We start from the raw sequence: 24,442 nt of genomic DNA, 5'->3' as shown, positions 1-24,442 counted from the left end.
ATAGTTTAAATCACAGCTTTCATCTGGATTTTCATAGTTTATAGTAGGGGGTATTATCCCTTCCTTAATGGCTAATATAGTTGCTATAGCCTCTATTCCACCGGCAGCTCCCAATAAATGGCCAGTCATGGATTTAGTAGAGCTTATGGCTAGATTATAGGCATGCTCTTTAAACGCCTTCTTTATTGCCAAAGTTTCCAGTTTATCGTTATAATAGGTGCTTGTGCCATGGGCATTTATATAGTCTATATTACTAAAATGAACCTTACCATCTTTTAAAGCTAGTTCCATAGCTCTTTTAGCTCCTTCTGCTTCAGGATCAGGTGCAGTAATATGATAGGCATCAGAGGTGGCTCCGTATCCAATAATTTCCCCATATATTGTTGCACCTCTATCTAATGCATGGTTTAACTCTTCTAGTATGAGAATTCCTGCTCCTTCTCCTATTACAAAGCCATCCCTTTCCTTATCGAAAGGCCTACTAGCCTTAGTAGGCTCTTCATTCCTTGTAGATAAAGCTTTCATAGAATTAAATCCTGCTAATGAAATAGGTGTTATAGCTCCTTCACTACCTCCTGCAATAATTAGATCAGCTATACCTCTTTGTATCATCCTAAAGGATTCCCCAATAGCATGGGTACTTGAAGCACAAGCGGTAGTAATGGCGAAACTAGGACCTTTTATTCCATATACCATGGAAATCTGTCCTGGTGCCATGTTGGATATCATCATAGGGATGAATAAGGGGCTTACCCTTTTAGGCCCTCTTCCCAGCAATTTAGAATGTTCCTTCTCTAAAGTTTCCATACCGCCTATACCAGAACCTATAACTACTGCAATTCTTTCCTTATCTAATTTTTCTAGTTTGATATCTCCATCCTCCAACGCTAAAGAAGTGCCAGCTATAGCATATTGAGTAAATCTATCCATCCTTCTAGCTTCTTTTCTATCCATAAAATCCTCAGGAGAAAAGTCCTTAATCTCTGCTCCGATCTTAGTATCATATTTTTCTGTATCGAATCTAGTGATATAATCTATGCCCGACTTACCTCTTAAAAGGGAATTCCAATACTTATCTCTGCCTATGCCAATAGGTGTAACGGCCCCTAATCCTGTAATAACTACTCTTTTCAATTATAAGCCTCCCAACCAATAGAATATTAGTTAATTTATTCTTCAATATATCGTACTATATCACCTATATTCTTGAATTTCTCAGCATCTTCATCTGGTATTTCAATATCAAATTCATCTTCTAAAGCCATCATTACCTCTACTGCATCTAATGAATCTGCATCTAGATCGTCCATTATAGAAGTTTCCATAGTAATGATTTCCACCTCATCTATCTCCAAAGTGTTTATAATAATATTTTTTACTCTTTCAAAATTTGTCATTTTTCATCCTCCTTTAATCTACATAACCATTCCACCATCAACATTTATTACTTGGCCAGTAATATAGTCAGATTCTTCACTAGCTAAAAATACTACAATGTTGGCAATATCTTTAGGTTTACCTATTCTGCCCATTGGAATACTTTTAACCAGTGAATCCTTAATATCATCCTTTAAGATTTCTGTCATATCTGTTCTTATGAAGCCAGGTGCTATTGCATTTACATTTATGCCTCTACTAGCTAACTCTTTAGCCATAGATTTTGTAAATCCAATAACTCCTGCCTTAGAAGCACTGTAGTTTCCCTGACCAAAATTTCCTGTAATTCCTACGATAGAAGCAATATTTATTATCTTTCCATATCCTTTCTTCATCATTCCCTTAACAAAGGATTTAGTACAAAGATAGGTACCCTTAAGATTTGTTTCTATTACATCATTCCATTCCTCAATTTTCATGCGGATTATCAAATTATCCTTAGTTATTCCTGCATTGTTTACTAGTATATCTATAGGACCCATTTCAGCATCGATATCTTTAGCCATGTTCAGCACATCCTCTTCTTTTGAGATATTAGCTTTCACTGCCATCCCTTTAACTCCATTTTTCTCTATTTCATATACCACCTCCTCAGCCTTCTCTTTATTATTAATATAGCTAATAGCTACATTAATACCATTTTTTGAAAGTTCAAGGGCAATGGCTTTGCCTATACCCCGAGAACCACCTGTCACTAAAGCATTTTTTCCTACTAAATTCAATTTGTCACCTCCTTTCCAAAGGAGTCTATAGTTTTTTTCAAAGTTTCTATACTGTTAACATTAAAGGTTTCTACTGGCTTATCTATTGATTTTCCAATTCTCTTTACAAAACTTGTAAGGGTTTTTCCTGGACCTATTTCAATGAAGGTATTTACTCCTTCCCTCATCATAAATTCTATACTGTCTTGCCATAACACAGAACTACTTACTTGATTTACTAATTTCTCTTTTATCTCTTCCTTGCAGGTAACAGGCTTCCCATCTACATTGGAAACTAAATTTTTATTTAAATCCCATAACTTTACTTTGTCTAATTCTTCTTTCAATCTCTCACCAGCAGGTTTCAGTAAACTAGAGTGAAAAGGTGCGCTAACAGGTAGGGGAACAGCTTTTTTAGCTCCAAGTTTTATTGCCTCCTGGCAAGCCAATTGAATTCCCTCTTTTTCTCCAGAAATAACTATTTGCTCTGGGGAATTATAATTGGCTACTTCCACTATATTATGGTCTTTCACCTTTTCTATAGCCATTAACACCTTTTCTCTACTTAAACCTAGTATGGCTGCCATACCACCTATTCCTTCTGGCACTGCTTCTTGCATAAGCTTTCCCCTAACCCTTACAAGCCAAAGGGCATCTCGAAAGCCAACAGCTTCAGATTTCACCAAAGCAGTATATTCTCCTAAACTGAGTCCTGCAGTAAATTCACAATCTATTCCTTCTTTTTCCAATGCTTTCATCATTGCAATGCTAGTTGCAAGTATGGCAGGTTGAGTATTTTCCGTCCTTATTAACTCTTCATTTCTTCCCTGGAAACAAATATCCCTTATATTCATCTTTAAAGATTCATTCGTTTCTTCAAATACCTGCTTAGATTCGGGAAAAGCTTCATAAAAATCTTTTCCCATTCCTACATATTGGGAACCTTGACCTGGAAAAATAAAGGCAACCTTTCTCATTGACCTCCGCCCCCCTTCATGGAGAGTAAACTGCTCATTTGTTCTATGGCAGAGTCAATAATACCCTCTATTATATCTTTACAGGGCTTTACCTCTTTTATAAGACCTGAAATCTGTCCTGCCATGACAGAACCTTTGGTAATATCCCCTTCTTTTACAGCTAACCTAAGTCTACCTGCACCGAAATCTTCTAACTCCTGAAAGGATAATCCTTTTCCCTCCAATTCTAAATATTCCTTAGTAAATCTATTCTTAATAACCCGAACTGGATAGCCAGTAGTTCTTCCAGTAACTGTCGTCTGTCTATCCTTAGACTTTATTATCATTTCTTTAAAATTTTCATGAGCTGTACATTCAGTTGAGCATACAAATCTAGTCCCTAGTTGGACTCCTTCTGCTCCTAGGGATAGTGAAGCCAAAAACCCTCTTCCATCACCAATACCTCCTGCTGCTATAACAGGAATCTTAACTGCATCTACTACTTGAGGAACTAAGGCCATAGTAGTTAATTCTCCAATATGGCCACCAGCTTCCGTTCCCTCTACAATTAAGGCATCGACACCTTCCCGCTCTAATCTCCTTGCTAAAGACACAGTAGGTACTACAGGTATTACTTTCACACCATATTCCTTAAATTTCTTAATGAATTTGGCTGGATTTCCTGCACCTGTAGTCACCACAGGAACCCTTTCTTCACAGATTATACCTACTATATCCTCAGCAAAAGGCGACATTAGCATTATATTTACTCCAAAAGGTTTGTCTGTTAACCTTCTTGCCTTTCTAACTTCGTCTCTTACTATCTCAGATGGCGCATTACCTGCTGCAATAATTCCTAATCCTCCACCTTGAGAAACAGCTGCTGCTAATTCATGAGTAGCTACCCATGCCATGCCTCCTTGTATAATTGGGTATTTAATATTTAGTAGTTTACATACCCTTGTATCAAACATAATCACCCCTCCTATTTGTTCCATCTTAATAGGGTTGACCCCCATGTCAAGCCAGCGCCAAAGGCTACTAGCAATACTAGATCCCCTTTACTAAAAATTCCCTTCTTATAGGCTTCATCCAATGCTACTGGAATAGAAGCTGAAGACATATTTCCATACTTATCTAAGTTTATATAAACTTTATTTTCTTCTAATTGGAGTTTTTTTATTGCAGATTGGACTATCCTCATATTAGCCTGATGAGGAATTAACAAATCTATCTGCTCCAAAAGTATATTGGCTTTCCTCAATACTTCTTTAGAAGATTTTTCTATTATCCTTACAGCAAATTTAAATACTTCCCTTCCATCCATCTTTATGGTGTGAAGTCTGTTTGATACAGTTTCATAACTTGCAGGTAGTCTTGAACCGCCAGCTGGTTGAATAAGTAGATGACCATTATTTCCATCTGAACCTAGATCAAAGGTTAGAAAACCAAATCCACCTTTACATCTTTCCAATATACAAGCCCCTGCTCCATCTCCGAATAGAACGCAAGTATTTCTATCTTCCCAGTTGACAATTTTAGATAATGTCTCTCCTCCAATTACTAATACCTTTTTATATGTCCCAGCTTTAATAAAATTGAAACCTATAGATAGACCATAGATAAATCCAGAACATCCTGCGGATATATCAAAAGCTGCTGCATTTATAGCCTGGATATTTTTCTGTACTACACATGCTGTTGAAGGAAAGGCCATATCTGGAGTTGCAGTTGCTACTATAATAAGATCTATTTCTTTAGAATTTGTATTGCTATCTTCTAAGGCCTTATTAGCTGCAATAGTTGCAATATCTGATGTAGATAAACTTTGGTCTACAATCCTTCTTTCTTGTATACCAGTTCTTTCTACTATCCATTCATTTGATGTATCCACCATTTTACATAAATCATAGTTAGTGATTATCTTTTCTGGTACATAACTACCTATGCCAGTTATACCGACTGAATATAGACTATTCAATTTTACACCTCCGTAAGTATATTTTTGGAGTTTTATCTTTTTATCCTCTCCCTTCTATTTTTACTATCCAGTTAAAACTAGTTGCTAAAAATTTCAAGTTTCTGTATTATATTATATGGATAACAAAAACTTTATGAATTAGTATATATTATTTTTATAAAATGGTCAATATTATAATTTCTACTTAAAATGATGTTAAGAGGTGATATAGTGAAAAATATTTTATATATTAGAGATATATTAGAGGTTATTCCTCATAGATATCCTTTTTTATTAGTTGACAAAGTTGAAATAATTACCAGTGGTAAAAAAGGAATTGGATATAAAAATATAACTATAAATGAACCCTTTTTCCAAGGCCATTTTCCCCATATGCCCATAATGCCAGGAGTCTTAATAATGGAAGCCATGGCTCAAGTAGGTGCAGTTGTTTTATTGTCTGAAGAAAAATATAAAGGAAAAACTCCTTATTTTGCGGGAATTAATAAGGCTCGTTTTAAGAAAAAAGTTTTACCTGGAGATATACTTAGAATGGAGATAGAAATTGTAAAGATTAGAGGTTCTCTTGGAATAGGAAAAGGAATAGCCTTCAAAGATAATGAAATAGCAACTGAGGGTGAGTTTTTATTCGCTATAGAATAAATAGAAACGAGTTATCTATTAATGATTAATAGATAACTCGTTTCTATTCACTAATTCTCTTTCTTTTAAATACTTAACTTCTATTAATACACGATAAAATTCATCTAACGTCAATTCTGTAAACTCTTTGTTGCCTAAGTGCCAGTTTCCTGATTCGCAGTTTATTTTTAGAAAATCTTCTAAAAATGATGATAATACTTTTTTGTCTTCTTTTTCTAATAAGGGATCTAAGCTATCTGAACCTATTAAATTATGTAATATCCTTAAAATTTTTTGGTTAATATCTTTCTTATCTATGCCTGAATATCTAATTTCATCATAGATGTCTATTATTATATCTAATCCTTTGATAGAATTAGTATTTTGTAAAAAATTTAAAGCCATTTTTACACAATTCTCTATTTTTTTATTCTGTTCCCCCATGAAAATACACCTCTATCTCGTTATTAAATAAATCTATTTAATTCTATGCTTATATCCAAATATTATGATCTTGTTTAGTAATAAACATAAGACAAAATTCCTTAATTTAATTTTTTTATCGATATATATAGATTATTTCCTAGGAAATTTAAGATATCTGTCCTATACCCATTTTTATAATATTTAAAAGAATTATGTCGGAAATTCAAAAATATTGTAGGTACAAAGTCCCAATTATTGTATCTATATAGTACTACATAACTGTATATATTTCAAGGGAAGAAAAAATCATGTAAAAAGCAAACTTGCAGTATTTCAAGTTTGCTTAGAAAATTTAAATTTTGCTATTTTCAAAAATTCCTTCAGGTCTTTCTACCTTAGATATTATTCTATTTCTCTTATTGTCATAGGCATAACCCTACTTATTATTTTTGTATTTAAACTCCCTCTACAAACTGGATTTCCTTTTAAAGAAGATGCATCTAATATTCCTTTCCCCACGCCATTTCATTGCATCTTTGAGCTGCTTCGTATAATTTCCTAAAATGATCTTCTGTTGGTATAGGAACACCTCCAGCATCATTGGGGTATTCCTGATGACTTACATACCAGAATTTTTTTCATGAAGCTGCCACCTCTTCTTCACCCCTTAATATCCTACCTTTTTCTGCAAATTCATGGATTTCTTTCACTGATAAACCCTTCAATCCTAATCTTTCAACAGTCCTGCCTTCTTGGAAGAAGTCTACACCCGTTATCAATCCAGCTATCCTAATTATAGAGTCTATGGCAGGAGTTTCTATGTTAAACTCCTTGGCTATAGACGACATAGGAATTAAACTATAAGGCACATCTTCATAAATATACCTTATATTTAATCCCTTTGGTGCTTGTAGCCCTTTATATGCTGGATTATTTTGCACTGCTTCATATAGATTTTTACCTTTAGCTCCATAGGTCTCCTCTAACCAGTCTTTAGCAGATAAAGTATCCACATTAAGTAATAATCCTATTTTCATCCTTTCTGCATCCATCTTTTCTAAAAAGTTACCTATAGATGGAGTTATACCTTCTGTATAGTAATCGAAAGGAGCCCCCCTTTCTATATGTCCACTGTTTAAAAGAGTAGGCCCCGGATGGAATATGGCCCCATAGTTATTGATACTAGTTTCAATTACATCTCTAGCTGCTATAAATTGTGGATAAGCTTCATTAACCATCTCTATTACATGATTTGTTTTTATCGATGGAATTGCAGCTAAGGTTACTTCCTTCTTTGTTTTAAATATATGAGCACTAGTTTCTGATGTCTTTCTACATGCATAAATAAAAGTTTGAGCTTCAGCTACTGTTATATCTTTATTAGAACCACATTGCCTAATAGTAGCATAAACCTCTAATGCTCCTCCTGTTCTACCAGGATTTAATACAATTATTTGTCCATCCTTTAAATGAGGAGCCATAGCCTTAGCGAGATGGTAATGCCCCATAGCAGGTACAGTCACCATTATAATATTAGCATCTTCAATAGCTTCTTCAATACTATTAGTTACTAATTTTAACTTTCCTTCCCCTTCTACTTCACCAGTTAATCTAATTTTAGGACTTTCAATTAATGGTAGTATACTATCCAAAGTTCTATTATATAAATTCACCTTGTAGCCTAATAGGCTTAAATATCCTGCCATTGCAATGCCTCCATTGCCTGCCCCAATTACTGCATAAACTAAATCTTTCTTCATACTATTACCTCCTATCCCATAATTTCCCTATATGATTTTAAAGTAAAATAAAAGACTATAGAGGGCTCCCCATAGTCGATAAATGACAATACATTATCAATCCCCCTCTGCGCTTGCGAGGTTAGCTGACGGGTTCGGGCTAAGGGATTTTGCCCGTCCTAAATGGATTCACCCCAGTTAAATGGTTCCCCCGCTTCTTTCACAAGAATTCAGCGATAAATATAGAATTATATTAATAGTCAATAAAATTAAGATTTTGAACTTTAATTGTTTAAAAATAATAAGATAATATCTATATAATAATGTTTGAAATGATTTATTAATAAATCATTATTAGACAATGAAGCTAATGAATGAATTGAGTTATATAGAAGTTTAATTTAGAATTAAAAAAGCATAATCATACCACTATTAGTATATCATAAATTCTTATTCAATGCAAATCTTTTTAATGAAAATTATATCTATAGATTGTAATAATAATTAAGACCAATTCTCATTAATGGGAATCGGTCTTAATTAATCATATTTATACCATTGCTTTTACTTGTTTTCTTGCAATTTCTGCTCCTTTTTCTAGAGCTTCTTTATTTATAGGAATTAAGTGAGCTCTATTTTCACCAAATACTTTTGTAAAACCTTCAAGTATAGATTCTACATCTACTGTTTTACTTACTTCTAGATAAGCCCCTAGCATAACCATATTCGCAACTCTCATATTACCTAATTCATCTGCTATTTCATTGGCAGGTATATAATATACTTCTATATCCTTCCTTTCTGCTTTCTCTTCTATTAAAGATGAATTAATAAATAATTTACCGCCTTCAAAAACAGTTGGTTCAAACTTATCTAAGGATGGTTTATTCATAACTATAGCTGTTGTAGAATTAACTACTACTGGAGAACCTACTGGATCGCTGGATACGATAACACTACAGTTTGCTGTACCTCCACGCATTTCTGGTCCATAGGAAGGTAACCATGATACATGTTTTCCTTCTATCATTCCTGCATAAGTTAAAAGTTGACCTATAGCCATTACACCTTGTCCACCAAATCCTGCAATAGTTATTCTTTCTTCCATTTACTCCACCTCCTCTGGTCTTCTAAAGTTTCCTAGAGGATAATAAGGAATCATATTATCTTCAAGCCATCTTAAAGCTTCTTCTGGTGTATATCCCCAGTTAGTTGGACATGTAGATAATACCTCTACGATTCCAAAGCCTTTTCCTTCTATTTGAACCTGGAAACATTCTTTTATAGCTTTTTTTGCCTTTCTTACATGAGCTGGCGTTGTAACAGTTACCCTTTCAACAAACTTAGCTCCATCTATAGTTGCTAAAAGCTCTGACATCCTAATTGGTTTCCCAGAATGAGCTTCACTTCTTCCTAAAGGTGCCGTAGTAGCTTTCTGTCCAATTAAGGTAGTAGGAGCCATTTGTCCTCCTGTCATTCCATAGATTGCATTATTTACAAATATAGTGGATATCTTTTCTCCTCTATGAGCTGCATGAACTATTTCAGCTGTCCCTATGGAAGCCAAATCCCCATCTCCTTGGTAAGTAAATACAAAGTTCTCTGGTCTAACCCTTTTTATTCCTGTTGCTACAGCTGGTGCCCTACCATGTGCTGCTTCATGCATATCGCAATTAAAATATTTATAAGCAAGAACTGAACATCCTACAGGTGCTACACCAATAGCATTGTCTAGTACTCCTAATTCTTCTAAAACTTCTCCAACTAATCTATGGATAATTCCATGAGTACACCCAGGACAATAGTGAGTAGAAACATCTGTTAATCCTTTAGTCTTCTTAAATACTACTGTCATTATTTTTCACCTCCATAGATTTCTTTAACCTTTTCAATGATTTCATTAGGTGTCGGTACCATACCGCCGGTTCTACCATGGAAGTATACTGGGTATTTCCCTTTAACTGCTATTTTTACATCATCTATCATTTGACCTGTATTCATTTCTACAGTTAATATGCCTTTACAATTGTCGCTTATTTTATTAAATTCATCATAAGGATAAGGCCATAGAGTAATAGGTCTAATAAGTCCGACCTTATATCCTTCTTTTTCTAATTGAGATATAGCTGTTCTAGCGATTCTAGATGTAGTCCCATAGGCTGCTATAACTACATCTGCATCTTCGATATTATAAGATTCAACTTTTACCTCATTTTCTTTTATTGTTTTGTATTTTGCTTGTAGCCTTATATTGTGTTCTTCTAATTCTTCTGGAGCTAAATATAGAGAGTTTATAATATTTGGTTTTCTTTCTCCTTTAGTGCCAGTAGTTGCCCAATCTTTTTCAGGTAGATTCCTTTGTTTTGGTTCTTTAAACTCTACAGGTTCCATCATTTGTCCTATCATTCCATCACCTAATATCATAACTGGATTTCTATATTGGTCTGCAATATCAAATCCTTCTATTATCAGGTCTACCAATTCCTGTACATTAGCTGGAGCTAGTACTACAAGTCTGTAGTCGCCATTTCCTCCACCTCTTGTTGCTTGAAAATAATCAGTTTGAGAAGGTTGTATACTTCCAAGGCCTGGGCCACCTCTCATTATATTGACTATTAAGCATGGTAGTTCTGCTCCTGCAATATAAGATATACCTTCTTGTTTTAGTGATATACCTGGACTCGATGAAGAAGTCATAACTCTAACGCCTGCTCCTGCCGCACCATAAACCATATTAATTGCAGCTATTTCAGATTCTGCTTGTAGAAAAACTCCACCAATCTTTGGTAGTTCTCTAGCCATATATTCAGGTAATTCACTTTGTGGTGTTATAGGGTATCCAAAAAAATATTTACATCCTGCTTTTATAGCAGCAGCCCCTATAGCTTCGTTTCCCTTCATGAGAACTTTAGCCATTAATAACCCTCCTTAAAAAATTATTTATTCAATCTTTCAACAGTTATTACTAAATCTGGACACATAGTTGCACAACTAGCGCAAGCTATACATTTATCCATCTCATCAATAATAGCTGGATGATAACCCTTTGCATTTATTCTGTCAGTATTTAAGGATATGATCTTTACAGGGCAAACAGAAACACATAGACCACATCCCTTACAAAGGTCTTCCTGGAATGTTACTTTTCCTTTTACTTTGGCCATCATAAAACCTCCTTATGTTTTATATTATTAGACCATCCACTCTTCCCTCATATATAAAGTCATCGGGAAAATTTCGCCTTTTAAATTTTTTGGTAGTTCTTCTGCAACCCTTTCTATTGCAGATATATATTTAATTGGAATATTGGTTCTCTCAGATACCTTTTCTGCTAATTCTTGCCCTCTTAGTACATCTTCTACTGTAGTACTTTTTAACATATGAGTGTTGTTTACTATACCTGTTACTTTAGCTCTAGCAGTATCTTCAATCTTTCTTAAATATTCTATAGATTTTTCTACTGTTTGAGTTTCAGGTCTATTGGCATTTAATACAAAAAACATATCATATTGACCCTGAACAAAATATTCATTATACCGACCTAGTGTCCTAGCTCCAACAGGGTCTCCACCTACATCTATAATTGCTTCATAAGAAGTATCTTGCATAGGAGTTTGTACTTCAGCAGATATAGCTGGTATATCTACTGCAGCTCCTTTTATGGAGCTTCCAATTACTTTTATACCTAGTTTTTCTAAAATATCAGTTTTTTCCCTACTTCTAAAATAGAGGTTTACTATATCTAAATCTGCAATTGCAACCTTTTTGCCCATTTCTGCTAGTTTAACTGCATAATTAATACTAAACTCAGTCTTTCCACTACCATAATGGCCAATTATAAATCTTAATCTTTTATCATTTAGCATATTTTCACCTAAATTCTAAATATATTCTTTTGCTTTTTCTTCTTCTCTTAAAACCCTTAATCCACCTTCTGCTAATGCAGTTAATTCGTCTTCACCAGGATAGATATATACATCGGATATAAATTTAACTCTTTCTTCTATCCACGCTGTAAACATCTTATCATGGGCTATACCACCAGTTAATAAAATGCCGTCTACCTTTCCCTTTAATGCTACAGCACAACTACCTACCTCTTTTGCCACTTGATATGCCATGGCATAATAGACTAATTCTGCATATTCATCTCCAGAATTTATCCTTTCACATACTTCTAATGCATTGTTGGTATTTAGATAAGAAACTATTCCTCCTTTCCCTTTAATCATAGTTTTCATATCTTCATAACTGTATTTCCCAGAATAGCAAAGTTTGATTAAATCACCAACAGGCAATCCTCCTGATCTTTCTGGTGAAAAAGGTCCTTCTCCATCTAATGCATTAGCAACATCTATTACCTTCCCTTTTTCATGGGCTCCTACAGAAATGCCTCCTCCTAAGTGAACAATTATTAGATTCAAATCTTCATATTTTGTCCCCTTAGCCTTTGCATGTCGCCTTCCCACTGCTTTCTGATTTAATGCATGAAATATACTCTTTCTTTCTATCTCCTTCAATCCTGAAATTCTAGCTACATCTGTTAATTCATCAACAACAACAGGGTCCACAATAAAAGCTTTGGCATTTATTGTTTGACCAATTTCATAGGCAATAATACCGCCTAAATTTGAAGCGTGCTCTCCTAGGACTCCAATTTTTAAATCTTCTAGCATCTTCTCATTTACTTCATAAGTGCCACCTTCAATAGGTTTAAGTAATCCTCCACGTCCTACAATTCCTGATAGAGAATCTATTGGAATTTGATTTTTTTCCAATGTTTTTAAAATAATATCTTTTCTAAATTCATATTGATCAAATATCTTTTCATATTTAGACAATTCTTCTACAGAATGTCTTAAGGTTTCTTCAAATATTATATTTTCATTATCGAAAACTCCAATTTTTGTAGATGTAGAACCTGGGTTGATAATAAGTAGCCTGTAATTTATTGCCATTCATTGTCCTCCTCTATTTTGATGTTAATAATACTCCCAATACAATAGAATGTAGTTTTGCTTCTTGACTATCTGCCCTTGAAGTCAATACAATTGGAGCCTTTGCTCCTAATATTATTCCTGCACTTTTAGAGCCAGCTAAAAAGGTTAAAGACTTATATAAAACATTTCCAGCTTCAATATCTGGCATTAACAGTATATCTGCATCTCCAGCTACAACAGATTTTATTCCTTTATGTTCAGCTGCCTCCTTAGATATAGCATTATCTAAAGCAAAAGGTCCTTCAACTATACAATCTTTAATTTGATTATTACTATTCATATCAGCTAATTCCTTTGCATGAACAGTAGCTTCCATCTTAGGGGAAACCTTTTCCTTAGCAGCAACAACTGCTATCTTTGGAATATCGATTCCTAATGCATGGGCTAATTCTACAGAGTTTTCTATTATTCCTTTCTTTTGGTCTAAATCTGGACTGATATTCATAGCTGCATCTGTTACAAAGAAAATCTTATGATAGGTATTTACATCAAATACTGCCACATGACTAATTATCTTTCCAGTTCTAAGGCCTATTTCCTTGTCCAATACCTGCTTCATAATAATAGATGTATCTATTAATCCTTTCATCAATATATCTGCCTTTTCACTGCTAACTAATTCAGTAGCTTTTCTTGCAGCCAATATCCCATCTTTCTCGTCAATTATTTCAACATTAGATAGGTCTAAGCCAATTTCCTTACTAATTTCTTCTATTTTTAGCTTGTCTCCTACTAAGATTGGTTGTACTATATTTAAATCTACTGCGGCTTTAACCGCCTCTAATACCGGCTTATCTTCTGCTACTGCAACGGATAGCCTCTTTTTCCCTTTCTCTTGAGCTAAAGATATTAAATCTACAAAGGATTTAATCATTAGAACATCACCTCATCTTCATATATTTTAGGTTTTTCCTCTCCATTTATTATTCTTAATACTCCTTGATTTAAAGCACTCATTTCATCTTCACCAGGATAGACTACAGTATCTGATATAAATAATACCATCCCTTTTAAGCTTCTTACTAAATAATTAGAATAGGCTAAACCACCAGTTAAAATAATACTATCTACTTTCCCTTTTAATACTGTAGCCGCTGCTCCTATTTCTTTACCTATTTGATATATCATCCCATCATATACAAGTTTTGCATATTCATCTCCTGATTTAATCCTATCCTCTACCTCTCTAGCATCTATGGTTCCTAGATAAGACATTAGCCCACCTTTTCCCTTTATCTTCTTTTTCATATCCTCAAAGCTATACTTTCCACAATAACACATTTCTACTAAGCTTCCTACCGGTAGACCGCCTGTCCTTTCTGGTGAAAAAGGTCCCATTTCACTGGCATTGTTTACATCTATCATGCGCCCTCTTTGTACAGGTGCTATGGAAATGCCTCCTCCTAGATGAGCTACTATTAAATTAAGATCTTTTATATCTTTCTCAAGCTCCTTGGCTCTCCTATAGGAGACAGCCTTAATGTTTAGAGCATGTATTAAAGATTTTCTTTCTATTAGGTTTAGACCTGAAATTCTTGCTACCTCTTCAAATTCATCAACAGAAACAGGATCTACTATATAAGAATTAATCTTTTCCTCATCACCAATCCCTCTAGCTAAAATACCTCCTAAGTTAGCAGCATGTTCTCCGCTTATGCCTAGTCTTAAATCTTCAACCATTTTATCCGTTACTATATAAGTACCTCCTGGAATCGATCTTAACAGTCCTCCCCTACCTACAACCGCTTTTAAACTACTTCTATCAATATTTTCTCTTTCTAGCCAGCTTTGGATTAAGTATAATCTATAACTATATTGATCTGAAATTCTATCATATCTTTCTAATTCACTCTTTTTATGTTCTAGTGTATTAACTTTTATTTCGACTTCCCTATTATAGACAGCTACCTTCGTTGAGGTTGATCCTGGATTGATTACTAAGACATATTTCCTATCCATTCTAGCCTCCTTATTCTGGAACTAATGTTATATCAAAACTGTCAGGTATAACACTTATTATTTCTATTCCATCTTCAGCTATTATTTCTGGATTTACCTTATGGGTTCCTTCTTCTAAATCCCTTAAATCTAATCTTAAATCTATATCCTCTTTTTCTAGTGAGTTTATTTTAGAACTAGATCCTTTGATTGTAATTGTAAAGGGCCTATTTAATTCCTCTTCATCTATGTTAAGACTTGTATCTAAATTCACAATTTCAACATCCTTTAGTGTGTAGTCAAAAGTCTGGGTTATAGTCTCATCTATATTCAAGGTTATAGTAACTTTTTGATTTGGATCCACTAAACTTACACCTTCAGGTAACTCCAGTTCTACTGGTACATTCCTATTACCAATTAAAGAATTTATATCTATAGGTTTAGTACTGATGGAGCTTACTCCAGATAAATTGGCCTTTTTGCCCTTTATTTCAATAGTACTTGGATTGATATTTACATTGACTATTTCATAGTTATCTGGCAATTGGCTTTCAGTCTGTAATTCTATTGGTACTTTTTTAGTTTGATATACAGGAATAAATATATCTACTACATTTTGTTCTTTTGATATTCCTCTTACATCATTTCCTTCATCATCTACTACCTTAATTGGTACTGTTGCTTTGATATCCTCCGTTTTATCTGTAACCTTTACAAAAGCTACAGCTTTTGCAACGGAATTTATCCAAGTTCTTGGTCCCTCTATATATACGGATTGAGGTTTTACCTCTGGAGTACCTAAAACATATCCTTTAGGTAAATTACCTTGGGTTTCAACGGCTACAGGACTATCCCTTCTAATAATTTTATCAAATTTAAATAAAATTTCTTTAGGGCTATAATCTACTATTCTAACATCGCTTGGAACTTGGACATATACAGGAACTTTTACATTCCCTTCTGAATAGCCATTTAAATCTACTTGCGCAATTATATCGCTCCCAGATACTTGTAATACTTCAGACCTTCTGCCAGAAACACTTACCCTAATATTTGCATTCTTAGGTTCCATTACTACCAATCCCTGTTTTTCTAGGGCAGATTCATTTATAAAATCTACATTCACATTTTTAAATTCACTTGTAAAAGGTGGATTTACTTCACTCATAACATAGCTCCACAAAATGATAGCTATAACTAAAGCAAAGATTTTTAATGTTAAATCATTCTTCTTCTCTTTGCTCATCTTTTCGCCTCCATTTTGTAATAAAAGTTTGTTTTTGATCTTTAGGTTTATACATATCCATCAATATTTGAGTTAAAGTCTTTGTGTCTAAATATCTAGCTAAACTACCACTTTCAGCAATGGAAATAGCTCCTGTTTCTTCCGATACTACTATAGATAGACTATCAGACTTTTCAGAAATACCAAGAGCAGCCCTATGCCTAGTACCTAAATCTTTACTAAGTGATGTATTATCCGTTAATGGCAAGAAACATCCAGCAGCCTTTATCATATCTTCTTTTATAATTACTGCACCATCATGGAGGGGTGTATTGGGAATAAAAATGTTTATAAGGAGGTCACTGGAAACTTTACCATCTATTTTGGTTCCTGTTTCTACTACTTCACTTAGACCTGTGGTTCTTTCCATAACGATAAGGGCCCCGATTTTTTGCCTAGAAAGGGAAGCTACAGCTTCTACGATTTCATCTACTACTTGACTTAAACTCTCGTCTTTAATTTCTATAAATGATTTAGTGAAAAAACTACTTCTGCCTATATATTCTAAAGCCCTTCTTAACTCAGGTTGGAAAACTATAAGAATTGCTAATACTCCTACTGTCATAGCTTTTTCTAAAATCCAATATACAGTATAAAGCTCAATCCATTCACTTATCTTCGTAAATACAAATAAGGCAATAATTCCTTTACTAAGTTGTTCAGCCCTTGTTTCTCTAATCAGCATAAAAAGTTTATAAAAGGCTATAGCAACAATTAAAATATCTATAATATCTCTTACTCTTAAATTTAAAAATAATCCTCTTAAAAATTCCAAGGGTTACCACACCTTTATCATGTTTTATCACACATTATTATTATATAACAAATAAATAGTAATTTGAACTAAATAATAGTAATTTATTAATGTTAATATATTCAGAATTTAGTCAATTTTGCGTCATCTTATCCAGAGTGTCCCTATAGGACTCTTTAATTCTTTTTCTTTCCTTTTCATCGATTATAGAGTATAATTCTTTATTCTCTAAAAAATCTTCAACAGGCAATATTTCATATTTTAAACCATTATCTTCATACCTCCTAACCCAAGTAGGTATATAGGTAATGTTTTTGATATTGGTTTCTCCTTTAGAAAAGTCTTTTTCTAATTGAATATTTACCATTATACCGTCCTCTGTATATTTATTGTCCATATTGACCTTTCTTTGATTAGAAAGAAAATTCCCCATAGAATATATAATAAAATTATCTTTTCCATTGTAATTGATAACTTCTGATTTCTGGACTACATGAGGGTGACTACCTAGGACTATATCGGCCCCCCATTCTATCATTTTTCTTCCTAATTCTATTTGATATTCGGAAGGTTCTTTCTGATATTCATTTCCCCAATGAACAAAAATTACCACTACATCTGATCCTAAATTCTTAGCCTTGTTAATATCATCTTCAATTTTATTTTCTTCTATTTTATTTACCATATAAGAAAATTCTTCATCTGTTAAAGTATATTCTAATCCATTAAGCCCATAGGAATAGGACAATAAAGCAATTTTTATCTTGTTTATTTCTTCAATTAAGATACTATCTTTCTTTTCTTTGTATGTGCCAATGTTTTTCATACCTTGTTCTTCTATAGCCATTATGGTATTTATTAATCCTTCTTTACCCTGATCTAAAGCATGGTTATTAGCAGTAGTAAGTATGTCAAAACCAGCATACTTTATAGCTTCCAAAGTTTCCTCTGGGGAATTAAACCTAGGAAATCCAGAGAAACCTATTTCACTACCTGCAGTAACAGTTTCAAAATTAGCAATAGATAAATCAGCAGATTCTATATGTTTTTTCACATATTTAAATACATCTTTAAAATCATAGTTTTTGCTTTCTGAGTCATAAGCAGATCTTATCTGAGGCATGTGAAACATTATATCACCAGCTGCTAGAATAGTGGCAGTAGTATTAGGTTTTTCTTCAAATTCTTCTATAGGTATTGGGGGCTCTACTTCATCCAGAGAGCTTGTCCTAGTCTCTATGTCTATTGGATTGGATAAAAGTTGATTGGCAATAAAAAGGGAAACAACTCCAAAGATTACAATTAATGTGATATATTGTCTTTTCATAAATATCTCCATTTCATAAGTTATACTATCATTTTATAATTTATGAAAAGAATTTTCAACCTAGTTATTCTTCTCTCTCAATATCTATATATCTATTTTTAGAATCATATATAAATTTGCTCAACTTTCTTTGGTTGATCCACCATATATAAATTACATAGGGGACAAATAGTAAACTAAGCTGAGGAATGCCAGACATTAATATAAAATTGAAAGTACCATGTAAGAGCATAGGCATATAAAGAGATCTTCTCATATTTTTTCTAGCTCTTCTATTATCTGTATCAAACCTAGCTAAAGAAAGATAATATCCCATAGTTATACCAAATACAGCATGAGCTGGTACTGAAAAAATACCTCGATATAGGCCAACATGAGGATTGTTAGCATATCTATATACTACATACACAATATTCTCTACCGTAGCAAATCCCATAGCAGAAAATACTCCATAAACTATTCCATCTAATTTTTCATTAAAATATTTTGTCTTATAAGGAACTTTCAATATAACTAGCCTTTTAAAATATTCTTCTGTGAATCCTGCTACAATAAAAGCTGTATAAAAAGCCCCTAATACTCCAGAGAAAATATTAAAACTTAATAACAACTCTTCAACTATTAAAATAGGTATTACCGCTAAAGCTCCTAATAGATAGGTTAATATCAATAGCTTTGCAGGTTCTCTATCATGTCTATCACTCAAGTATATACCGAATATTATGGCTATAGCAGGAGTTATAGCTATGACGAATAATCTAATATTCAAAATATCGCCTCCAATAATATAGTTAATTATATTATTGGTAAAGATTCAAAATTTAATCCTAAAAAACACTAAAATTAGAACCTATATTTATATTAATATAAATATAGGTTCTAAATCTTTATTTTATTATATTATCATCGATGAACTTTTCTACATCTTCTGCTGTAGGCAAACTCAATATTTCATCTAACATGGATTCTATTTCCTTTTTTGAAGTATTGTTAATTATATATCTAGCCTTTAATATAGAAGATGAACTCATACTAAATTCATCTAATCCCATACCTAGCAATATAGGTATTAATTTCTCATCCCCTGCTGCCTCTCCACACATGCCAACCCATATTCCTGCCTTATGTCCATTTTCTATGGTCATTTTTATAAGTTTTAACACAGCTGGATGATACTGATTATATAGATAGGATATATCTTGATTTCCCCTATCTACTGCCAAGGTGTATTGAATCAAATCATTGGTTCCTATACTAAAGAAATCAACTTCTTTTGCAAAAATATCTGAATGAACTGCTACAGCTGGTATTTCTACCATTATGCCTACCTCTATATCTTCATTAAATGGAATATTTTCTTTCCTTAACTCTTCCTTCGCTTCTTGTAATATTTTTTTAGCATCCCTTATTTCCTTTATATTTGATATCATAGGAAACATGATTTTTATATTTCCAAAAGCTGAAGCTCTTAACAGCGCCCTTAGTTGAGTTTTAAATATATCTATTCTATCTAGGCAAAGTCTAATAGCCCTATAGCCTAGGAAAGGGTTCATTTCTTCCGGAAGATTTAGATAAGGTATATCCTTATCTCCACCTACGTCTAAAGTCCTGATTATTACTGGTTTATCCTTTAATCTTTCAGCTACTATTTTGTAGGATTCAAATTGCTCATCTTCCGTAGGTAGTTTATCACTATCCATGTAAAGGAATTCTGTCCTATATAACCCTACACCTTCACCATCATTTTCTATAACTTTGTCTACATCTTTAGGGGTGCCAATATTAGCAGCTATTTCTACTCTAACCCCATCTTTTGATATACTTTCTTTACCCTTCATTTCTCTAGTCTTTAATTTAAATTCTTCATATTCTTTTTTCTTATTTTCAAATAGCTGTATCTCATCTTCAGAAGGATTTAATAATACTATTCCCTCTCCTCCATCAATTATCATAAAATCTCCATTTTTTGCTATATTAGTTATATCTTTTACACCAGCTACTGCTGGTATCTCTAAGGTCCTAGCCATAATTGATGTATGAGAAGTTTTACCGCCTAATTCGGTTACTATGCCTACTACCTTTTCTTTGTCCATTTGGGCTGTATCGGAAGGTATTAAATCCTCTGCTACTATAATTGATTTCTCTTTTATAGATCTTAAATCTGTGCCTTCTACGCCTAATAATATCCTTAATAACCTTTTAGATACATCCTTTAAATCTAAAGCCCTTTCTTTTAAATATTCATCCTCTATATTACCAAATACGGATATATAATAATCTGCTACTTCTTTAACTGCCCATTCTACATTTACCTTTTCTTCTCTTATTTTTGTTTTTATGCCATCATTAAATTCAGGGTCTTCTATCATCATCTTGTGAGCATTGAATATTCCTGCTTCTTTTTCTCCTACTGTTTTGAAAGTTTCCTCATATAATTCATGAATCTCCTTTAGACCTTGCTCTACTGCTTTATTTAATCTTTCAATTTCATAATCTATATTATCAATTACTTTTTTTTCTACTATGATTTCAGGTTCTTTATATACCAGCACAGTACCTAAGGCGATCCCTGATGAGGTTCCTATGGCTTTCATTTGAAATGCCTCCTATTCGTTAAAATTATCATTTACTAATTTTACCAATGTCTTTACAGCTTCTTCAGCGTCACTTCCTTCAGCTTGAATTAAAATTGTATCTCCTTTTCCTGCTCCCATACTTAGTATCCCCATAATACTCTTTGCATTGTATTCTTTTCCATCTTTAATTACAGTTACTTCAGATGTAAATCTAGAAGCCTCCTTTACAAATAAGCTTGCTGGTCTAGCATGAAGTCCTGTTTCATTTTTTAATATTACTTCTTCTTTAAACATTATTTATTCCTCCTTAACAATTTTTAATTAATTTGAAATAATTTATTATTGTTTAGCATACTTAGTATACTTATAACTATTTCCTATTATTTAAATATTTTGTAAAACTTTGTCTTAATGAAAAGGTTTGCATAAAAAAGTAGGGTGCCACTCGGCACCCTACTAATATTCTTTAAATAATTCTTTTTTTGCATTACATAATGGACAATTATCTTCTTCTCCAGTTAAACTAATGAATCCACATACAGGACATAATAATACAGTTTTTGCTTCTAAATCTTTTCCTTGGTCTACAGCTTCTTTGGCTTTAGTAAATAATTCGGCATGAACTTTTTCTGCTTCAATTGCATATCTCATAGCTGAAATAGCTGCCTTTTCATTTTGCATTTCAGCTACAGCTATGTAAGCTGGATACATCTGTTCTACTTCGAATAGTTCTCCATTTATAGCTCCTTGTAAATTTTCTGATGTGGAACCATAACCAAATCCTCCACCTGAAGTTACAGAAAAATCACCTTTCTCATCTTTTAAAGCCTTAAAATGTAATGTAGCATGTACTTCTTCTGCATCAGAAGTAGCCATAAATAATCTTGCTACAGTTGGGAAACCATCCTTTTCAGCTTTGTCACCCCAGATTCTGTATCTCATATGTGCTTGACTTTCGCCACCATAAGCTGATCTTAAATTGTCTGCTGTCATTGCGTTCATATGTATTCCCCCTTCATAAATATATTATATATCATAATATATATACCTTATTATATCTTTTTTAAACAGATAAGTCTAGGGTTAGAAATCCCAAATTCAAATTTTCATTTAATCAAAATTAAGAAGTAGAGAGTTCCCTCTCTACTTCTAGTAATATTTCTTTCTATTTAATTCATCTTGTACTATCATAAGTGCTTCTCCAAATCTTTGGAAATGAACTATTTCTCTTTCCCTTAGAAACCGTAAGGTATCTGTTACTCCTGGATCATCACTTATATTTATTAACCATTCATAGGTTGCCCTAGCTTTTTCTTCTGCTGCCATATCTTCGTGAAGGTCTGCTACAGGATCAGCCTTTGAATTTATAAATGTAGCAGTCCAAGGGGCTCCTGCAGCATTATGAGGAAATGGACTCTTACCATGATTTACATAATGAGCTTCGAAAGGAGTACCCTTAATCTCATCTACTGTGGCATCCTTTACTAGCCTCCAAACCAAAGTTCCTATTATTTCCCAATGGGCCAATTCTTCTGTGCCTATATCTGTTAACAAAGCCTTTGCCTGATTAGTGGGCATAGTCCATCTTTGAGTTAAGTATCTGATACCCGCGGATAACTCACCATCTGCACCGCCAAATTGTTCTATTATCATAGCTGCCAAAGTAGGATTAGTTGTATCTACCCTAACAGGATACTGTAATTTTTTTTCATATATCCACATAATTTTCCCCCCTATTAGATATCAAAGTTTATTTCCCAAGGCCAAGGCTCATTTATATAAGACCATGGACAGCCACTCATTCCAATAAATGTTAGTAGGCCATATTTTGCCTCATATAAGGACTTTAGCTCATGATGTTTTTGAGAGTAACTGTTATGAAGTCTCAATGCTCTTTCATCATTTGGATGAGTGTCTAAATAAAGGTTGGTTTCTACTAGCACAAATTCAACTTCCATTATCTCTCTCAATAGTCTTTTTTGTTCCCTATCCATAAAAGCCACCTCCATCCAAATTCATCCTCTCTTTCTTATATGGCATATACAGTTCTGGAAATAAAGTACCTTTTTTAAGGGCTTCACTTGCACTAAATACTTGATTCATAATTTGAAATGGTATATAGGCTCTAGCTAGTTGTTTTTCCCTTCCTCTTTCATAATAATCACTATTCATTTCCAATCCTCCCCATGTAAATATATTTATTTTTAATACATAGTACGTTATATAAGCTTAATTGTTACAAAGATAAAATATAAAGTTGTAACCTATATTAAGTTTAATTCATAGTATAAAAGTAAATAAAATGGAGAACTCCATTGAATTTAAGGAGGTCTAGCTATATGGATTCAAAAGAACAGTTTTCCTTAAGTTGTCTCCCCATAGGGGATGTTGGAAGAGTTGCATTAATTAGAGACAATCATCTTAAAAGAAGGTTTTTAGATTTGGGACTAATTCCCAATACTAAAGTTAAGACTGAAAGGTATAGTCCTGCTGGTAATCCAATTGCTTTTAATATTAGGGGTACTATAATAGCTATTCGCAAAGAAGAAGCTGAAAATATTTTAATACGTAAAATATAGGTGATGCGCTATGGTAGATAGAACTATTAATAATAATATAGAGGATAATATTACATCAGAAAATATTGATGATAAAATTATAATCGGATTGGCTGGCAACCCAAACACTGGCAAAAGTACTTTGTTCAATCATTTAACAGGGTTAAAACAGCATACTGGCAATTGGCCAGGAAAAACTGTAGCCAATGCTAAAGGATATTTTAGTTATAATGAAAATGATTATATGCTAGTAGATCTACCTGGTACCTACTCTTTATTTATAAACTCCCAGGAAGAAGAAATATCTAGGGATTTTATATGTTTTGGAAATCCTAAAATAACTTTGGTCTTAGTTGATGGTACTAGTCTAGAGAGAAATTTAAATCTAGTTCTACAGATAATGGAAGCTACAGATAATGTAATAATGTGTATAAATTTAATGGATGAAGTTGAAAAAAAAGGTATTAGTATTGATATTGATAAACTAGAAGACTTTTTAAACATACCCGTTATCCCTATAATTGCAAGAGAAGGTATAGGAATTAATGTATTGCTTCAGACCATTGACAAAATAGTTAATAATGAATTAAAAATAAACCCCAATAAGACAATTTACGATAACACCATAGAAAGTACTATAGCTGAAATAGAAAAGATCTTAAAAAACTCGTTAGATGAGGTCTATAATCTTCGCTGGATTGGATTAAGACTAATAGACGGAGATTTAAATATGAAAATGCAAATCAAAAATATTTTGTTGAAAACTGGCAATATTAACACTTTAATTCAAATAGATAATATTATAAATAAATATAATAACTTAGGTGAAAAAATTGTCACTACATTGTATGAAAAAGCTGAAATAATAGCCAATGAAGTTATATACATTAATAATACTAATAATAGGAATTGGGACAAAATAATAGATGATATACTTACAAATAGATTGATAGGCTATCCTATTATGTTATTATTATTGGGCGGTATATTTTGGATAACAATAATTGGGTCTAATTATCCCTCAGAAATGCTTTCAAGACTTTTTTTCACTATGGAACCAAAATTAAGTGAAGCTTTCCTAAGGCTAAATCCTCCTATTTGGCTTCATGGAATGCTAATATTTGGAGTATATAGAACTTTGGC

General features: G+C 33.1%; 29 protein-coding genes and 1 riboswitch. Of the genes, 3 read left to right on the top strand and 26 right to left on the bottom strand.

Annotated features, from left to right (window positions below):
- The 6 genes from fabF to C3E89_RS02890 all read right to left on the bottom strand — a co-directional run.
- On the bottom strand, positions 1 to 1,134 hold a 1,134-nt coding region (gene fabF / locus C3E89_RS02915), incomplete at its 3' end, for a beta-ketoacyl-ACP synthase II (protein WP_236910999.1).
- 35 nt (positions 1,135 to 1,169) lie between these two features.
- A complete protein-coding gene (gene acpP, locus C3E89_RS02910) occupies positions 1,170 to 1,397 on the bottom strand; it encodes an acyl carrier protein (protein ID WP_236910998.1) in 228 nt (75 codons plus the stop codon).
- An 18-nt stretch (positions 1,398 to 1,415) separates the two neighbouring features.
- On the bottom strand, positions 1,416 to 2,159 hold the full coding sequence (gene fabG / locus C3E89_RS02905; RefSeq protein ID WP_236910997.1) for a 3-oxoacyl-[acyl-carrier-protein] reductase: 744 nt from the start codon (positions 2,157 to 2,159) through the stop codon (positions 1,416 to 1,418).
- Positions 2,156 to 3,115 (bottom strand): ACP S-malonyltransferase, encoded by a 960-nt coding sequence (fabD, locus tag C3E89_RS02900; RefSeq protein ID WP_236910996.1) that lies wholly within the window; start codon positions 3,113 to 3,115, stop codon positions 2,156 to 2,158. The genes fabG and fabD overlap by 4 nt, the downstream gene beginning before the upstream one ends.
- On the bottom strand, positions 3,112 to 4,068 hold the full coding sequence (gene fabK, locus C3E89_RS02895; RefSeq protein ID WP_236910995.1) for an enoyl-[acyl-carrier-protein] reductase FabK: 957 nt from the start codon (positions 4,066 to 4,068) through the stop codon (positions 3,112 to 3,114). Before fabK ends, fabD begins: the two co-directional genes overlap by 4 nt.
- 11 nt (positions 4,069 to 4,079) lie before the next feature.
- Complete coding sequence (locus C3E89_RS02890) at positions 4,080 to 5,075, bottom strand: beta-ketoacyl-ACP synthase III (RefSeq protein ID WP_236910994.1); 996 nt, start codon at positions 5,073 to 5,075, stop codon at positions 4,080 to 4,082.
- A gap of 219 nt (positions 5,076 to 5,294) precedes the next feature.
- Between C3E89_RS02890 and fabZ the strand changes: the two genes are divergently transcribed.
- Positions 5,295 to 5,717 carry a 3-hydroxyacyl-ACP dehydratase FabZ gene (fabZ, locus tag C3E89_RS02885; protein ID WP_236913429.1) on the top strand — a complete coding sequence of 141 codons (423 nt, stop codon included), beginning with the start codon at positions 5,295 to 5,297 and terminating at the stop codon, positions 5,715 to 5,717.
- A gap of 18 nt (positions 5,718 to 5,735) precedes the next feature.
- Here the strand turns inward: fabZ and C3E89_RS02880 are convergent, their stop codons facing one another.
- From C3E89_RS02880 to C3E89_RS02785, 20 genes are all read right to left on the bottom strand, one after another.
- Positions 5,736 to 6,140 carry a hypothetical protein gene (locus C3E89_RS02880; protein WP_236910993.1) on the bottom strand — a complete coding sequence of 135 codons (405 nt, stop codon included), beginning with the start codon at positions 6,138 to 6,140 and terminating at the stop codon, positions 5,736 to 5,738.
- Between the two features lie 620 nt (positions 6,141 to 6,760).
- Positions 6,761 to 7,882, bottom strand: a complete 1,122-nt coding sequence (locus C3E89_RS02875; protein ID WP_236910992.1) for an NAD/NADP-dependent octopine/nopaline dehydrogenase family protein — start codon at positions 7,880 to 7,882, stop codon at positions 6,761 to 6,763.
- Between the two features lie 96 nt (positions 7,883 to 7,978).
- Positions 7,979 to 8,107: riboswitch (cyclic di-AMP (ydaO/yuaA leader) on the bottom strand.
- Between the two features lie 304 nt (positions 8,108 to 8,411).
- Complete coding sequence (locus tag C3E89_RS02870) at positions 8,412 to 8,969, bottom strand: 2-oxoacid:acceptor oxidoreductase family protein (protein ID WP_236910991.1); 558 nt, start codon at positions 8,967 to 8,969, stop codon at positions 8,412 to 8,414.
- The gene (locus tag C3E89_RS02865; RefSeq protein ID WP_236910990.1) at positions 8,970 to 9,716 is read right to left on the bottom strand and encodes a thiamine pyrophosphate-dependent enzyme; all 747 of its coding nucleotides are present in this window, start codon (positions 9,714 to 9,716) and stop codon (positions 8,970 to 8,972) included.
- On the bottom strand, positions 9,716 to 10,777 hold the full coding sequence (locus C3E89_RS02860) for a 3-methyl-2-oxobutanoate dehydrogenase subunit VorB (RefSeq protein ID WP_236910989.1): 1,062 nt from the start codon (positions 10,775 to 10,777) through the stop codon (positions 9,716 to 9,718). The genes C3E89_RS02865 and C3E89_RS02860 overlap by 1 nt, the downstream gene beginning before the upstream one ends.
- A 20-nt stretch (positions 10,778 to 10,797) precedes the next feature.
- Complete coding sequence (locus tag C3E89_RS02855) at positions 10,798 to 11,025, bottom strand: 4Fe-4S dicluster domain-containing protein (RefSeq protein WP_236910988.1); 228 nt, start codon at positions 11,023 to 11,025, stop codon at positions 10,798 to 10,800.
- A 27-nt stretch (positions 11,026 to 11,052) separates the two neighbouring features.
- Complete coding sequence (locus C3E89_RS02850) at positions 11,053 to 11,727, bottom strand: nucleotide-binding protein (RefSeq protein ID WP_236910987.1); 675 nt, start codon at positions 11,725 to 11,727, stop codon at positions 11,053 to 11,055.
- 15 nt (positions 11,728 to 11,742) lie between these two features.
- Positions 11,743 to 12,819 (bottom strand): butyrate kinase, encoded by a 1,077-nt coding sequence (gene buk, locus C3E89_RS02845; RefSeq protein ID WP_272876556.1) that lies wholly within the window; start codon positions 12,817 to 12,819, stop codon positions 11,743 to 11,745.
- A 13-nt stretch (positions 12,820 to 12,832) separates the two neighbouring features.
- Positions 12,833 to 13,735: a phosphate butyryltransferase gene (locus C3E89_RS02840; RefSeq protein ID WP_236910986.1), complete on the bottom strand. Its 903-nt coding sequence runs from the start codon at positions 13,733 to 13,735 to the stop codon at positions 12,833 to 12,835.
- Positions 13,735 to 14,820 (bottom strand): butyrate kinase, encoded by a 1,086-nt coding sequence (buk, locus tag C3E89_RS02835; RefSeq protein ID WP_236910985.1) that lies wholly within the window; start codon positions 14,818 to 14,820, stop codon positions 13,735 to 13,737. The genes C3E89_RS02840 and buk (C3E89_RS02835) overlap by 1 nt, the downstream gene beginning before the upstream one ends.
- Before the next feature lie 10 nt (positions 14,821 to 14,830).
- The gene (locus C3E89_RS02830) at positions 14,831 to 16,045 is read right to left on the bottom strand and encodes a CdaR family protein (RefSeq protein WP_236910984.1); all 1,215 of its coding nucleotides are present in this window, start codon (positions 16,043 to 16,045) and stop codon (positions 14,831 to 14,833) included.
- On the bottom strand, positions 16,023 to 16,859 hold the full coding sequence (gene cdaA, locus C3E89_RS02825) for a diadenylate cyclase CdaA (protein WP_236910983.1): 837 nt from the start codon (positions 16,857 to 16,859) through the stop codon (positions 16,023 to 16,025). The genes C3E89_RS02830 and cdaA overlap by 23 nt, the downstream gene beginning before the upstream one ends.
- Before the next feature lie 112 nt (positions 16,860 to 16,971).
- Positions 16,972 to 18,165, bottom strand: a complete 1,194-nt coding sequence (locus tag C3E89_RS02820) for a CapA family protein (protein WP_236910982.1) — start codon at positions 18,163 to 18,165, stop codon at positions 16,972 to 16,974.
- Between the two features lie 64 nt (positions 18,166 to 18,229).
- Positions 18,230 to 18,934 (bottom strand): PrsW family intramembrane metalloprotease, encoded by a 705-nt coding sequence (locus C3E89_RS02815; protein WP_236910981.1) that lies wholly within the window; start codon positions 18,932 to 18,934, stop codon positions 18,230 to 18,232.
- A 118-nt stretch (positions 18,935 to 19,052) separates the two neighbouring features.
- Positions 19,053 to 20,759 carry a phosphoenolpyruvate--protein phosphotransferase gene (gene ptsP / locus C3E89_RS02810; protein WP_236910980.1) on the bottom strand — a complete coding sequence of 569 codons (1,707 nt, stop codon included), beginning with the start codon at positions 20,757 to 20,759 and terminating at the stop codon, positions 19,053 to 19,055.
- A gap of 12 nt (positions 20,760 to 20,771) precedes the next feature.
- Positions 20,772 to 21,035, bottom strand: a complete 264-nt coding sequence (locus C3E89_RS02805) for an HPr family phosphocarrier protein (RefSeq protein ID WP_236910979.1) — start codon at positions 21,033 to 21,035, stop codon at positions 20,772 to 20,774.
- 162 nt (positions 21,036 to 21,197) lie between these two features.
- Positions 21,198 to 21,743, bottom strand: coding sequence for a rubrerythrin family protein (locus C3E89_RS02800; protein WP_236910978.1), 546 nt, complete (start codon positions 21,741 to 21,743; stop codon positions 21,198 to 21,200).
- Between the two features lie 147 nt (positions 21,744 to 21,890).
- A complete protein-coding gene (locus tag C3E89_RS02795; RefSeq protein WP_236910977.1) occupies positions 21,891 to 22,463 on the bottom strand; it encodes a manganese catalase family protein in 573 nt (190 codons plus the stop codon).
- A 14-nt stretch (positions 22,464 to 22,477) separates the two neighbouring features.
- Positions 22,478 to 22,735, bottom strand: a complete 258-nt coding sequence (locus tag C3E89_RS02790) for a spore coat protein CotJB (RefSeq protein ID WP_236910976.1) — start codon at positions 22,733 to 22,735, stop codon at positions 22,478 to 22,480.
- Entirely contained in the window at positions 22,728 to 22,913 is a 186-nt protein-coding gene (locus C3E89_RS02785) for a spore coat associated protein CotJA (RefSeq protein WP_236910975.1), read from the bottom strand. The genes C3E89_RS02790 and C3E89_RS02785 overlap by 8 nt, the downstream gene beginning before the upstream one ends.
- A gap of 167 nt (positions 22,914 to 23,080) precedes the next feature.
- On the opposite strand from C3E89_RS02785, the gene C3E89_RS02780 reads away from it, so the two are divergent.
- Positions 23,081 to 23,320 (top strand): FeoA family protein, encoded by a 240-nt coding sequence (locus tag C3E89_RS02780; protein WP_236910974.1) that lies wholly within the window; start codon positions 23,081 to 23,083, stop codon positions 23,318 to 23,320.
- Between the two features lie 10 nt (positions 23,321 to 23,330).
- Positions 23,331 to 24,442: FeoB small GTPase domain-containing protein (locus tag C3E89_RS02775; protein WP_236910973.1), on the top strand; the 1,112-nt coding region annotated here is incomplete at its 3' end.

The sequence above is a fragment of the Clostridium sp. Cult1 genome, assembly GCF_021655095.1.
Classification (GTDB): domain Bacteria; phylum Bacillota; class Clostridia; order Tissierellales; family Tepidimicrobiaceae; genus Schnuerera.
Note: the sequence above shows the minus strand (reverse complement) of the source record. Positions and strands in the feature narration are given on the sequence as shown.

What these genes read in the sequence shown, in the direction of transcription:
- C3E89_RS02865 (WP_236910990.1), bottom strand. Translation starts at nt 9,716, where the DNA reads ATGACAGTAGTATTTAAGAAGACTAAAGGATTAACAGATGTTTCTACT.
- C3E89_RS02800 (WP_236910978.1), bottom strand. Translation starts at nt 21,743, where the DNA reads ATGAACGCAATGACAGCAGACAATTTAAGATCAGCTTATGGTGGCGAA.
- C3E89_RS02880 (WP_236910993.1), bottom strand. Translation starts at nt 6,140, where the DNA reads ATGGGGGAACAGAATAAAAAAATAGAGAATTGTGTAAAAATGGCTTTA.
- C3E89_RS02830 (WP_236910984.1), bottom strand. Translation starts at nt 16,045, where the DNA reads ATGAGCAAAGAGAAGAAGAATGATTTAACATTAAAAATCTTTGCTTTA.
- C3E89_RS02855 (WP_236910988.1), bottom strand. Translation starts at nt 11,025, where the DNA reads ATGGCCAAAGTAAAAGGAAAAGTAACATTCCAGGAAGACCTTTGTAAG.
- buk (WP_272876556.1), bottom strand. Translation starts at nt 12,819, where the DNA reads ATGGCAATAAATTACAGGCTACTTATTATCAACCCAGGTTCTACATCT.
- C3E89_RS02860 (WP_236910989.1), bottom strand. Translation starts at nt 10,777, where the DNA reads ATGGCTAAAGTTCTCATGAAGGGAAACGAAGCTATAGGGGCTGCTGCT.
- fabD (WP_236910996.1), bottom strand. Translation starts at nt 3,115, where the DNA reads ATGAGAAAGGTTGCCTTTATTTTTCCAGGTCAAGGTTCCCAATATGTA.
- C3E89_RS02870 (WP_236910991.1), bottom strand. Translation starts at nt 8,969, where the DNA reads ATGGAAGAAAGAATAACTATTGCAGGATTTGGTGGACAAGGTGTAATG.
- C3E89_RS02840 (WP_236910986.1), bottom strand. Translation starts at nt 13,735, where the DNA reads ATGATTAAATCCTTTGTAGATTTAATATCTTTAGCTCAAGAGAAAGGG.
- C3E89_RS02785 (WP_236910975.1), bottom strand. Translation starts at nt 22,913, where the DNA reads ATGAATAGTGATTATTATGAAAGAGGAAGGGAAAAACAACTAGCTAGA.
- C3E89_RS02780 (WP_236910974.1), top strand. Translation starts at nt 23,081, where the DNA reads ATGGATTCAAAAGAACAGTTTTCCTTAAGTTGTCTCCCCATAGGGGAT.
- C3E89_RS02805 (WP_236910979.1), bottom strand. Translation starts at nt 21,035, where the DNA reads ATGTTTAAAGAAGAAGTAATATTAAAAAATGAAACAGGACTTCATGCT.
- C3E89_RS02790 (WP_236910976.1), bottom strand. Translation starts at nt 22,735, where the DNA reads ATGGATAGGGAACAAAAAAGACTATTGAGAGAGATAATGGAAGTTGAA.
- acpP (WP_236910998.1), bottom strand. Translation starts at nt 1,397, where the DNA reads ATGACAAATTTTGAAAGAGTAAAAAATATTATTATAAACACTTTGGAG.
- C3E89_RS02875 (WP_236910992.1), bottom strand. Translation starts at nt 7,882, where the DNA reads ATGAAGAAAGATTTAGTTTATGCAGTAATTGGGGCAGGCAATGGAGGC.
- ptsP (WP_236910980.1), bottom strand. Translation starts at nt 20,759, where the DNA reads ATGAAAGCCATAGGAACCTCATCAGGGATCGCCTTAGGTACTGTGCTG.
- C3E89_RS02795 (WP_236910977.1), bottom strand. Translation starts at nt 22,463, where the DNA reads ATGTGGATATATGAAAAAAAATTACAGTATCCTGTTAGGGTAGATACA.
- C3E89_RS02820 (WP_236910982.1), bottom strand. Translation starts at nt 18,165, where the DNA reads ATGAAAAGACAATATATCACATTAATTGTAATCTTTGGAGTTGTTTCC.
- fabK (WP_236910995.1), bottom strand. Translation starts at nt 4,068, where the DNA reads ATGTTTGATACAAGGGTATGTAAACTACTAAATATTAAATACCCAATT.
- C3E89_RS02850 (WP_236910987.1), bottom strand. Translation starts at nt 11,727, where the DNA reads ATGCTAAATGATAAAAGATTAAGATTTATAATTGGCCATTATGGTAGT.
- buk (WP_236910985.1), bottom strand. Translation starts at nt 14,820, where the DNA reads ATGGATAGGAAATATGTCTTAGTAATCAATCCAGGATCAACCTCAACG.